The organism is Spongiactinospora sp. 9N601, assembly GCF_044326295.1.
Classification (GTDB): Bacteria; Actinomycetota; Actinomycetes; order Streptosporangiales; family Streptosporangiaceae; genus Spongiactinospora; species Spongiactinospora gelatinilytica.
Window position 1 is genome coordinate 21,997 of the sequence record NZ_JBIRBB010000024.1, and the last position, 11,400, is coordinate 33,396.

Here is an 11,400-nt window from a genome sequence, read left to right on the forward strand (position 1 = left end):
GCTTCGCCGCGCGAAGCCCGTGCAAAGGTAAGCCAGGCGCATGAAATGTTGTAGGGAGACCGTTTATGTCAGATCAACGCGTTCCCGTGCTCATCGTCGGAGCCGGTCTGTCCGGCCTGTCGACGGCGACGTTCCTGGGGCTGCACGGCGTGCCGGCTTTGGTCGTGGAACGCCACCCGACCACTTCCCAGCATCCCAAGGCGTACGGCCAGTACCCGCATGTCATGGAGGCGCTCCGGCTCGCCGGGCTGGAACAGCGCTACCTGGAGGCCTCGGTGCTCCAGAACGTCCGCATCATGATCGGCGTGTCGATGGCGGGCCCGATCTTCCACACGATCGACGAGGCCCTGTGGCCGGACCTGAGCGCGCTCACCACCGCGGCGTGGGGCGGCGCCGGCCAGGACCGTTCCGAGCCGATCCTCGCCGACCGGGCCCGTGAGCTGGGCGCGACGATCCGGTTCAGCACCGAGGTGGTCTCCTTCGAGCAGGACGACGAAGGCGTCACCGTGGTGCTCCGCGACATCCCCAGCGGCGAGCGGAGCACGGTCCGCGCCGACTACCTGGTCGCGGCGGACGGTCACCGCGGCGGCATCCGCGGGAAGCTCGGCATCGGCGGCCACGGCCGTGGCCTGCTGCACCGGCTGATGGACGTCCACTTCGAGGCCGACGTACCGGCCGAGCTGCCGGCCTCCGGGCATGTGCTGATGCACCTGCAAAATCCGGAGTTGCCCGGCGGGTACGGCGACCTGGGCAACCCGGAGCAGCTCAACAGGTACCTGTTCGGCGTGCGGCTGGATGACCAGACCCAGCCCGAGGACCTCACCGAGGAGCGCTGGCTGGAGCTGATCAGGACCGCCGTCGGCGTGCCCGACCTGCCGGTGAAGCTGACCCGCAGGGGGGAGGAGCCGGTCGAGATCAGGCACTGGATCGCCGACCGGATCAGGGACGGCCGGGTGTTCCTGGTCGGTGACGCCGTCCGCATCGTGCCCCCGAACGGCGGCTTCGGCGGCAACACCGCCGTCATGGACGGCTTCTACCTGGGGTGGAAGCTCGCCATGGTGGTCAAGGGCCAGGCCGGGCCCAAGCTGCTGGACAGCTACGAGCCCGAGCGCTACCCCTACGCCGAGACCATCGCGGCGCACGGCCTGGCCGCGTTCCTCCGTGCCGAGGGCCAGGAGCTGGGCGAAGACGCCATGCAGACCGACCCCGACCCGGTCTCCCAGCTCTACTTCGGCTATCGCCACGTCAGCGACGCCATCGTCCGCGAGCCCGATGACGACGGCGCGCCCATGGAGAACCCGGAGCAGCCCACCGGCCGCCCCGGTTCGCGCGCCCCGCACGTGCCGCTCGTCAAGGACGGCGCCGACATCTCCTCCATCGAGCTGCTGGGCACGTCGTTCGTGCTGCTCACCGGCGCGGAGGGGGAGCCGTGGGCCGGCGTCGCCGCCCAGGCCGCGGCCGAGCTGGGCATCGAGCTGCCCGTGCACCGGATCGGCGGCGACGGTGGCCTGACCGATCCGGCGAACACGTGGGCGAAGACCTACGGCGTCACCGAGTCAGGCGCGACGCTGGTCCGGCCGGACTTCTACATTGCCTGGCGCTCGCGCGACGCGAGCGGGACCGGCGAACTGACCGGCGCCCTGCGCGCTGTTCTCGACCGCTGACCCCCGCGCCGGGAGTGGCCGCGTCTGGATGCCCACCGGAGGCGGCCCTCCCGGCTGGAACAGCATGGGAAGGTCGCTGCGCCCGTTGACACCGAGCTTGCGATAGATCCGTGTCAGGTGCTGCTCGACCGTGCTGACCGTGATGAACAGCTTTCCGGCGATCTCCCGGTTGGTGTGGCCGGCCGCCGCCAGGGAGGCGACCCGCTGTTCGGCGTCGCTGAGCGCGCGGGCGCTCCTGCCGATCTCGTCCGCGACCAGGGCGCCCGGGTCGGGGCCGAACGGGATCGACCGGCGCAGCCGTACGGCGTGGCATCCGCCGGCGACGCTGTCGGCCATGTTCCCGGTGAGCCGGGCCCTGGCCGAGTCGCCGAGCCGGTCGAAGGCGTGCGTCAGGTCGGTCAGGGCGTAGGCGAGTTCCAGCCGGTCGCCGGACTCCTGGAGCAGCTTGACGGCCTCCGACAGCAGTTCGGGCCGATCGGCCGGCTCGCTGGTCGCCGCCATCACGCGCAGCGTGTTGCCGCGTACCCGCGGCGACTCCCCGCCGGGCAGCCCGACCTGCTCCTGGATCAGCTTGCGCGCCCGTTCCGGCTCGCCGAGCTTGAGGTACGCCTCCGCCGCGCCCGACCGCCACGGCACCAGCGCCGGGGTGTCCAGCCCCCATTCCCGCATCAGCCGCCCGCACAGCAGGAAGTCCCGCAGGGCGACGTGGACGTGGTTGGTGGCCAGGTAGTAGCGGGCGCGGGCGTTCAGGTAGTGCAGGCCGTACCGGGTCTGGAAGATGGCGTCGGGCACCCGCTGGCGCAGGTGCCGCATGGTCACCTCGTGCTTGTCCATCTCGGTCGTGGCGTGCAGCAGCGGGGTGACCAGGATGCCGATCCACACCCCCCAGGCGCGCGGCGGCAGGATGCGCAGCGCCTTGTCGGCGTACTCCTCCGCCTTGAGCAGGTCGCCCTGGCGCAGCGCGATCTCGGCCTGGAAGGCGGTGATCAGCGCCCGCCAGGTGGGGGAGCGGCGCCGGGTGGCCATCCCGTACAGGTGGTCGGCCCATGGCGTGGCCAGGTCGGTGCGCTCGGCGTAGATGAGCGTGAACAGGGCGGACTCCACCGCGTCCACTTCGGTGCTGTCCAGGTGCGAGGAGCGCAGGACCTCCTCGGCGCGGCGCAGGACCTCCTCCTTCGGGCCCTCCTTGAGCACCGTGGTCAGGGCGGTGGCCGCCTGCATGTGCAGGCTGGCCGCGGCCGGTGTGGTACCGGCCACCGGTACGGAGGCCAGCCGTACGTGCGTGAGCATCGCCGGGTACGACGACCGCAGCCACTGCTGGGTGATCTCCAGCTCGGCCGCGTCCTCCTCGTCGAGTTCTTCGGCGGAGGCGGTCAGCCGCTTGAGGGCGTCCACGGCCTCGTCCATGTTGCCGTGCCACAGCAGGTACCTGACCAGCTTGTGCATGTTGCGCGGCTCCAGGTTGTCCTCCTGCGCCGCGGTGGCGAGCGAGCTGACCAGCCGGGCGGCGGTGGAGGGGTTGAGCAGCCACTCGGCCCTGGCCAGTTGCTCGGTGACGAGCGTGTCGTCGGAGGTCTGCGCGGCCAGGCGCAGGCACTGCACGGCCAGTTCGAGCTGGTCGCTCAGCATGGCCTGCTCGCCCGCCTCGCGTAGCGTGTCCGCCGCCCACCCTGGCTTGGCGTACGCCGCCTCGACGAGGTGCGCGGCGATGGCCGTGGCGGCCATGCCCTCCCCGTAGAGCAGGTGTGCGGCGCGGACGTGCAGGTCGTTGCGCTCCTGCGAGTACAGCTCCTGGAACACGGCGGTCCTGGCCGCGGCGTGCCGGAAGCGCGTGGCGCCCGGCGCGGTGTCCAGCAGGCCGGTCGTCACCAGCGTGTCCACGGCCCGGTCGACCAGGTTGGCGTCCATGTCGAGCAGCGTGGCGACCCGCTCGGTGCACGCGTTGTCGGCAAGGATCGCGATGGCCCGCGCGACCTGGCGTACGGCCGGGCCGTTGCGGTGCAGCAGAGCCACCACAGCGCGGGAGAAGTGGTCGCCGACCACCGGCTCGGCCGGCTCCACACCGGTCGCGAGCGCCGCCCTGGAGTCCGCGATCAGGGCGTTGACCAGGATGAAGCTGCCCCCGCTCAGTTCGTGGCAGCCTGCGCCCAGGCGTTGGCCGGCCCGTTCCCCAAGGGCCTGCCCCACCATGTCGGCGACCGTCTCCCGGGAGAGCGGGCCCAGTGTGAACCGCCGTGCGTAGGAGTGCCACGGCAGGTCGATGTCGAGCAGCGAATTGACGCCCGGCTGCTCGGTCGCGGTGAAGACCACCATGATCCCGGCCGTCCGCAGCCGTCGTACCAGGTAGAACAGGAGCTGGATGGACGGCGGGTCGGCGTGGTCGAGGTTGTCGACGATGATCAGCAGCGGTCGCCGCTGGGCGACGCGGAGCAGCGGCAGCCAGAAGCCGTGCGCGATGCGCAGCCACCCGTTGGCCGACGGCGGCTGGTCCAGCATCTGCGCGGCGGCGGCCATCTGGGTCGCCGCCGCCATCTCGTCCTGAATCCGGGCCGACTCGGCCGAATCGGTGTTGACCAGAGTCAGGTTGTGGTAAATCTGTCCTGCCACGCTGAGCGGCAAGGACTTCTCTGACAATGAGCAGACCGCGCTCAGGCAAGTGACATCGAGCGCCGCGGCGTGCTCCATCAGAGCGTCCGTCAGCGCAGTCTTTCCACAGGCCGCCGGTCCCGTGATCACGGCGATGCGGCCCTGTCCCCCATTGATGCACTCCCCGAGTAGCTCTGCTAGTGCGGTTAAGACGTGTTGCCGGTCCCTGGGCAGCACTGATACCCCTAGTTGTCTGTTACAGCACAACACTTGGCCAAGGTCGATGTTTCCCCGTTTGACAGATTGGTGAAATGTTAAGGTCGCGAAGCATTGGCCTGCGTGTCTGTTAAGGCCCCGTTCGGAGAAACCCCCCTTCTGGTGCAGGCTATTTGACGGCAGAAAGGGCCGCAAGGGCCCCTGCACGGGTCCCCTCGATCAGGGGTCCCCTATCACTAACTGTCAATATACCGTCACGCGTTGTTTTGATCGGCTCGTGCCCGCACGCCGAAGGCCCGTCCCCGGCGGGTTCCGGCGGACGGGCCTTCATGGTAGGGGTCACTCCACGGCGTGATCCAGCTCTTGGCCGCGCGCGGCCGACAGCGCCTGCCAAAGGCGAGCCGGAGTCGCAAACGTGTGCACGGTGAGCAGCTCGTCGCGGAACCGCGCTTCGTACACGTGTTCAAGCGATGTCAGCAGTTCGACGATGCCGAGCGAGTCAAGACCGAGGTCGCGCAGCTCGGCGTCGGCCGAAAGCGCCTCGTCGGGCGCGAGAAAGGGCAGGTAAGGGCGCAGGATTCCTTCAAACCGCGCATCCCATGCAGACAGCATGCTCGTGATCCTCAGGTCGGCCGGTATTCCTCCCAAAATAATCTCGCAGCGCCCCGGAAATAACCCCAGACCGCACCCCAGAAAAACTGGGGCCCGGGGTATGGGGTCACTAGGGGCTTCATCGCGGAAGAGATGCGCCTAGCCTTTTCCTGAGGGATTCTCTATTTGCAGAATGCGAGTAAACCCGATGACCGAGGCACGCTTCATCCACTCGCTGCTCGACGAGGCCGCGGCGACCGCGCCGGCGAGCACCGCCGTCCGCGACGCGTCCGGGGCGTGGAGCTACGCGCGGTTGCGGGAGCTGAGCCACGCCGCGGCCGTCTGGCTCCAGGCCCACGGCGTACGGCCGGGCGACCGCGTTGTCGTCCAGTTGCCGAGCGAACGCGAGGCCGTCGCCCTGTTGTACGGGACCTCCCGCGCGGGAGGCGTCCATGTGCCGATCAACCCGGCGATGAAGGCGTTCCACCTCGGCCCGGTCATCGAGAACGCCGAACCCCGCCTGATCATCGCCGCCGACACCAGGACCGAGGAACTGTCCCGGCTCGGCGACGTGCCCGTCCATCCGATCGGGCAGGTCTGGGCCGAGGTGGAGGCGCTGGCCGGCCAGGCCGTCCGGGCCGGGTCGCCGCCGGACCTGGACCCCGGCGCCATCGCCGTGCTCATCTACACCTCGGGCAGCACGGCCGCGCCGAAGGCGGTGGTGTGCCCGCACGCGCAGGTGCTGTTCGCCACCGAGGCGATCACGAGCGAGCTGGGCTACCGCGCCGACGACGTGGTGTTCTGCCGGTTCCCGCTGTCGTGGGACTACGGCCTTTACAAGGTGCTGATGACCTGCGCGTCCCGCTCGCAGATCGTACTGGCCGACGGCGAGTCGGACCTGCTGCTGCTCAAGCTGATGCGCGAGTGCGGGGCGACCGTCATACCGATCGTGCCGTCGCTGGCCGCCATGATCATCACGCTGCTCGGGCGGGAGGAGGAACCGCCGCCACCGGTCCGGTTGTTCACCAACACCGGGGCCGCGCTGCCCCCGTCCACGATCGACGCGCTGCGCGCCGCCTTCCCCGGCGTGCGGGTGGTCCGGCAGTTCGGGCAGACCGAGTGCAAACGCATCTCCATCATGCCTCCCGAAGAGGACCGGGAACGCCCCCGCGCGGTCGGCCGCCCGCTGCCCGGCACCCAGGTGCTCATCCTCGACGACGCGGGCGCGCCGGTGCCCACCGGCGAGGTCGGCGAGATCGTCGCCACCGGGCCGCACGTGATGCCCGGCTACTGGCGCAACCCGGAGATGACCGCGCGGTCCTTCCGCGCCGACCCGGTCACCGGCGAACCCCGCCTGCACACCGGCGACTACGGCTGGCTGGACGACGACGGATACCTCTACTTCGAGGGCCGCCGCGACGACATGTTCAAACGCAAGGGGATCAGGATGAGCACGGTGGAGATCGAGGCAGCCGCCATGGACCTGCCCGGCGTGCGCGCCGCCGCCGCGCTGCCGCCGACCGCCGACCGCGACCTCGCGCTGTGCGTGGAGACCGACCTCGCCCCGCACGCCGTACTGCGCGAACTGGCCCGCCGGCTGGAGCCGGCCAAGGTGCCCGCCACCTGCCACACCTTCGACCAACTGCCGCTGTCGCTGCACGGCAAGAACGCCAGGACCGAACTGGCCGCGCTGATCGACGGCGGTGCCCGATGATCGAGCGCGCCGAGCTGGCCGAACGGTACGGCACCCCGCTGTACGTCTACGACCTCGACCGGATCGCCGCGGCCCGGCGCGACCTGCGCGCCGCCCTGCCCGGCCAGGTCACGATCTACTACGCCGTCAAGGCCAACCCGCATCCCGACGTGCTGCGCGCCATGCGCGAGGGCGACGGCCCGCCGTGCCGTACCGAGATCAGCTCCACCGGCGAGCTGGCCGCGGTGCTCGACGCCGGGTTCTCCGGCGCCGACTGCCTCTACACCGGCCCCGGGAAGACCACGGCCGAACTGCAGGAGGCCATCGGCCTGGGCGTGCGCACGTTCTCCGTGGAGTCCGTCACCGACCTGCGGCGGATCGGCGCGGTGGCGAAGGAGTACGGCGTCACGGCGAACTGCCTGCTGCGCGTCAACAGCGCCTCCGCCGCGGCCACCACCAGCATCCGGATGACCGGCACCCCGTCGCAGTTCGGCTTCGACGCCGAGAGCCTGGCCGCGACGATGCCCGAACTGCGCGACGTCCCCGGCGTCCGCCTCGCGGGGGCCCACTTCTTCCCGCTGAGCAACGCCCGCGACGAGGAGAGCCTGATCGCCGAGTTCCGGCACACCATCGCGGGCGCGGCGCGGCTGCGCGAGGAGACCGGCCTGCCGATCGACCTGCTGGACATCGGGGGCGGGTTCGGCGCGCCGTACGCGCACCCGGGGGAGCGGCCCGCCTACCCGAAGCTGCGCGACGAGCTGGAGCGCGCGCTGGACGTCCACATGCCGCGCTGGCGGGACGGCTCGCCGGAGATCGCCGTGGAGTCGGGCCGGCACCTGGTGGCCGACTGCGGCGAGCTGATCTGCCAGGTCGTCAACGTCAAGCGGAGCAGGGGCAGGACGTTCGTCATCGTGGACGCGGGCATCAACGCCTTCGGCGGCATGTCCGGGCTGGGCCGCCTGCTGCCGCCGTCGGTGGGTCTGTCCCACCCGGCCGGGCCCGCTTCCGGGACCGCCACGATCGTCGGGCCGCTGTGCACACCCGGCGACGTGATCGGCCGGGAGGTCGAGATGCCGCCGGTCGAGCCCGGCGACCTGATCGCCGTTCCCAACACCGGCGCGTACGGCGTCACCTCCAGCCTGCTCATGTTCCTGGGGCGGCCCGCGCCCATGGAGGTGGCGGTACGCGGCGGTGCGGTGGTGTCGGCGTCCAGGCTGGGCCACCACCGCGCTCATCAGGGGGGCGGGTGAGCATCGAGCCGGCGGACGTACGCCCGCCGCTCCGGACCGGGCGCACCGCGATCGTCACCACCTTCGCCTCCGACGCGCACACCTGGAACCTGGTCTTCCTCCAGTTGCTGCTGGAGGAGGCCGGTTTCGAGGTCACCAACCTGGGGCCGGCCGTACCGGACGAGGAACTGATCGAGCAGTGCGTGCGCCACCGACCCGACCTGCTGGTCACCAGCAGCGTCAACGGACACGGCTACCAGGACGGGATTCGCCTCATCAAGAAGCTCCGGACCGTCGCCGAGCTGGCGGAGCTGCCCGTGGTGATCGGCGGCAAGCTCGGCATCAACGGCGCGAGCTACGTGGAAGAACTCGTGGCCGCCGGATTCGACATGGTCTTCGAGGACGGCACCGCGGCTTTCCACAAGCTGTTGAAGACAGGAGATGGGATGAAGAGAGTCGCGCCCGGCGAACGCGTCCGGCCCGCCGTGCCCACCACGGTGGACGAACTGCCGCCCGAGGACATGCGCGAGCGGGTCACCGAGCTGGAGCTGGTACGCGAGAGCGTCCTCCGCGGCCCCGACCCCGCCGCCACCGAGCGGCAGCACGCCAAGGGCAAGCTGACCGTCAGGGAACGCCTGGACATCCTGCTCGACCCCGGCACGTTCATGGAGGTCGAGGCGCTGCGCAAGCACCAGGCGACCGGCTTCGGCATGGAACGCCGCCGCCCGCACACCGACGGGGTCGTGGCCGGATGGGGGCGCGTCCACGGGCGCGAGGTGCTGGTGTACGCCCACGACTTCCGCATCTTCGGCGGCGCGCTCGGCGCGGCCCACGCCGAGAAGATCCACAAGGTGATGGATCTCGCCGCCACCGCCAAGGTGCCGCTGATCAGCCTCAACGACGGCGCGGGGGCGCGCATCCAGGAGGGTGTCACCGCGCTGGCCGGGTACGGCGGGATCTTCCAGCGCAACGTACGCATGTCGGGCGTCGTCCCGCAGATCAGCGTCATGCTCGGCCCGTGCGCGGGCGGCGCGGCCTACTCGCCCGCGCTCACCGACTTCGTCTTCATGGTGAACGGCACCTCCCAGATGTTCGTCACCGGCCCGGACGTCGTACGCGCCGTCACCGGCGAGGACATCACCCACGACGCTCTGGGCGGCGCGGAGGTGCACGGCACCCGCACCGGGGTCGCCGGGTTCGTCTACGAAGACGAGCGGGCCTGCCTGAACGACGTCCGCTACCTGCTGTCCCTGCTGCCGGCCAGCAACCAGGAACTACCGCCCTCCGTACCGGCCGCCGACCCGCCGGAACGGCGCAACGACGTACTGCTCGACCTGGTGCCCACCGACCCGGCGCGCAGCTACGACATGGCCGAGGTCATCGCCGAGATCGTCGATGACGGGGAGTTCTTCGAGTTCCACGAGGGCTGGGCGCCCAACCTGATCTGCGGCCTGGCCCGGTTCGACGGCCACGTGACCGGCATCGTTGCCAACCAGCCCCAGCACCTGGCGGGCGTGCTCGACATCAAGGCGTCGGAGAAGGGCGCCCGTTTCATCCAGATGTGCGATGCGTTCAACATCCCGCTCGTCAGCCTGGTCGACGTCCCCGGCTTCCTGCCCGGCACCGACCAGGAACACGGTGGCATCATCCGGCACGGGGCCAAGCTGCTGTACGCGTACTGCGCCGCCAGCGTCCCGCGCATCCAGGTGATCGTCCGCAAGGCGTACGGCGGGGCGTACATCGTGATGGACTCCCGCTCGATCGGCGCGGACCTGTCGTACGCCTGGCCGACCAACGAGATCGCGGTGATGGGCGCGGAGGGCGCGGCCAACGTCATCTTCCGCAAGGACATCGCCGCCGCCCCCGACCCGGACCGGCAGCGGGCCATCCGCGTGGAGGAGTACCAGCGCACCTTCATGCACCCGTACTACGCGGCCGAACGCGGCCTGGTGGACGACGTCATCGACCCCGCCACCACCCGCGCCACCCTCACCCGCGCCCTGTCCCTCCTCCGCGCCAAACACGTCCCCGCCCCGTACCGCAAACACGGCAACCCCCCGGCATGAGCGGGGCACCGGAGATCCGGATCGTCGCCGGGGACCCCACCGATGCGGAGATCTGTGCCCTGATCTGCGCCCTCACCCTCCGCGCCGCGGCTCCTCCAGCCGAACGAACAGGGCAGATCCCACCCATGCCACCCTCCCCACGACCGCCCACCGTACTGACCAGAGGACGCCCACCCACCTGGGTCACCACCCCCTCGCCCCCATGGCCGCCCCTGCTCCCCCCGAGTGGAGCGGTTTATCACGTTGCGTAGTCGCGGGCGCGCTGGCTAGCGTGGTGGGCATGGCACACATGCTGTATTACACGCGGATCCGCCGCAGCCGGGCTCTGGCTCGTCAGCGGACGCGATGACCTGACGGCGTCCGCGCGCGCCCAGGGCCCTTTGAGACCTGTTCGTTCTCAAGGACCCGAAAGGGCAGTGCTGTGGCGCAGAACTACGCGCACGGAAACTATTCACACACCCAGAAGAACACCAGGAATCGCGGTGGCGGCCGAACGTCCGTGGATCGGGCGCGGCGTACGCTCTCGCAGAATTTCCTGGTCGATCGGCATGCCGTCGAGCTGATCGTCAAGGCCGCCGCGCCCGAAGGCCTGGTCTTGGAGCCGGGGCCGGGCGAGGGGGTGCTGACCTTCGCGCTGGCCGACGCCGGTGCGCGGGTGGTCGGTCACGAGATCGACCCGAGGCTGGCCGGACGGCTGGCCTCGCGCACGCGTACCGATCCCCGGATCGAGGTGGTCAGGGGCGACTTCACGGCCGCCCGGCCACCGCGTGAACCGTTCGCGGTCGTGGGGAGCATTCCCTACGCGGTGACCTCCAAGATCGTCGACTGGTGCCTGCGCGCGCCGGAGCTGACGTCGGCGACACTGCTGACGCAGTTGGAGTACGCGCGCAAGCGCACCGGCGACTACGGCCGGTGGAGCCTGGTCACGGTGGAATCGTGGCCGTGGTTCGACTGGACGCTCGGCGACACGGTCGGCAGGGAGAGCTTCCGCCCGGTGCCGGCCGTCGATTCGGCGATCCTGCGCATCCAGCGCAGGGCCGAGCCGCTGGTGCGCGACCGCCGTTCCTACCAGGAACTCGTCGAGCTGGGCTTCGGCGGGACGGGCGGCTCGGTACGCGCGTCGCTGAAGCGCGGCCACCCCAGTGTGGACGCGGCGCTTGAGGCGGCGGGCATCGCCCGCGACACCGTCGTCGGCCACGTCCACCCCGACCAGTGGATCACCTTGTGGCGGTGCCTGCATCACTGACCGCCCCGGCGGCTCGCCCCGGCGAGCCGCCGGCCCGGCCGTCCACCTGCGCTACCGGCCGAGATCACCGCCGAGTTCGCCACCGAGGAGCGGTTCGACACGCTCAACC

8 protein-coding genes and 1 pseudogene are annotated in these 11,400 nt (G+C 70.6%); 7 read left to right on the forward strand and 2 right to left on the reverse strand.

Features of this window, described 5'->3' with window-relative positions; all coding sequences use genetic code 11:
* Positions 1 to 65 precede the first annotated feature (65 nt).
* A complete protein-coding gene (locus ACH34R_RS39160) occupies positions 66 to 1,664 on the forward strand; it encodes an FAD-dependent monooxygenase (protein ID WP_397566658.1) in 1,599 nt (532 codons plus the stop codon).
* On the opposite strand, the gene ACH34R_RS39165 is transcribed toward ACH34R_RS39160, so the two are convergent.
* Both ACH34R_RS39165 and ACH34R_RS39170 read right to left on the reverse strand, forming a co-directional pair.
* Entirely contained in the window at positions 1,557 to 4,673 is a 3,117-nt protein-coding gene (locus ACH34R_RS39165; protein ID WP_397566659.1) for an AAA family ATPase, read from the reverse strand. The two genes, ACH34R_RS39160 and ACH34R_RS39165, sit on opposite strands and share 108 nt — an antisense overlap.
* 132 nt (positions 4,674 to 4,805) lie before the next feature.
* Positions 4,806 to 5,078, reverse strand: coding sequence for an acyl carrier protein (locus tag ACH34R_RS39170; RefSeq protein WP_397566660.1), 273 nt, complete (start codon positions 5,076 to 5,078; stop codon positions 4,806 to 4,808).
* A 187-nt stretch (positions 5,079 to 5,265) separates the two neighbouring features.
* Here ACH34R_RS39170 and ACH34R_RS39175 point away from each other — a divergent pair, with 187 nt between their 5' ends.
* The 6 genes and pseudogenes from ACH34R_RS39175 to erm all read left to right on the forward strand — a co-directional run bounded on the left by ACH34R_RS39175 (position 5,266) and on the right by erm (position 11,291).
* Positions 5,266 to 6,771 carry an AMP-binding protein gene (locus tag ACH34R_RS39175; RefSeq protein ID WP_397566661.1) on the forward strand — a complete coding sequence of 502 codons (1,506 nt, stop codon included), beginning with the start codon at positions 5,266 to 5,268 and terminating at the stop codon, positions 6,769 to 6,771.
* Entirely contained in the window at positions 6,768 to 8,000 is a 1,233-nt protein-coding gene (locus ACH34R_RS39180) for a type III PLP-dependent enzyme (RefSeq protein ID WP_397566662.1), read from the forward strand. The genes ACH34R_RS39175 and ACH34R_RS39180 overlap by 4 nt, the downstream gene beginning before the upstream one ends.
* Positions 7,997 to 8,395, forward strand: a pseudogene (locus ACH34R_RS39185) (cobalamin B12-binding domain-containing protein); the annotation flags it as partial. The gene ACH34R_RS39180 and the pseudogene ACH34R_RS39185, both read left to right, overlap by 4 nt.
* Before the next feature lie 105 nt (positions 8,396 to 8,500).
* Positions 8,501 to 10,045: an acyl-CoA carboxylase subunit beta gene (locus ACH34R_RS39190; protein ID WP_397566783.1), complete on the forward strand. Its 1,545-nt coding sequence runs from the start codon at positions 8,501 to 8,503 to the stop codon at positions 10,043 to 10,045.
* Positions 10,042 to 10,296 (forward strand): acyl-CoA carboxylase epsilon subunit, encoded by a 255-nt coding sequence (locus tag ACH34R_RS39195; protein ID WP_397566663.1) that lies wholly within the window; start codon positions 10,042 to 10,044, stop codon positions 10,294 to 10,296. Before ACH34R_RS39190 ends, ACH34R_RS39195 begins: the two co-directional genes overlap by 4 nt.
* Positions 10,297 to 10,544: 248 nt before the next feature.
* Complete coding sequence (gene erm / locus ACH34R_RS39200) at positions 10,545 to 11,291, forward strand: ErmE/ErmH/ErmO/ErmR family 23S rRNA (adenine(2058)-N(6))-methyltransferase (RefSeq protein ID WP_397566664.1); 747 nt, start codon at positions 10,545 to 10,547, stop codon at positions 11,289 to 11,291.
* The last annotated feature ends 109 nt before the right edge of the window (positions 11,292 to 11,400 follow it).

Excerpts from the sequence above, each read along its gene's own strand:
- ACH34R_RS39160 (WP_397566658.1), top strand. The coding sequence starts at position 66 with ATGTCAGATCAACGCGTTCCCGTGCTCATCGTCGGAGCCGGTCTGTCC.
- ACH34R_RS39170 (WP_397566660.1), bottom strand. The coding sequence starts at position 5,078 with ATGCTGTCTGCATGGGATGCGCGGTTTGAAGGAATCCTGCGCCCTTAC.
- ACH34R_RS39175 (WP_397566661.1), top strand. The coding sequence starts at position 5,266 with ATGACCGAGGCACGCTTCATCCACTCGCTGCTCGACGAGGCCGCGGCG.
- ACH34R_RS39180 (WP_397566662.1), top strand. The coding sequence starts at position 6,768 with ATGATCGAGCGCGCCGAGCTGGCCGAACGGTACGGCACCCCGCTGTAC.
- ACH34R_RS39190 (WP_397566783.1), top strand. The coding sequence starts at position 8,501 with ATGCGCGAGCGGGTCACCGAGCTGGAGCTGGTACGCGAGAGCGTCCTC.
- ACH34R_RS39195 (WP_397566663.1), top strand. The coding sequence starts at position 10,042 with ATGAGCGGGGCACCGGAGATCCGGATCGTCGCCGGGGACCCCACCGAT.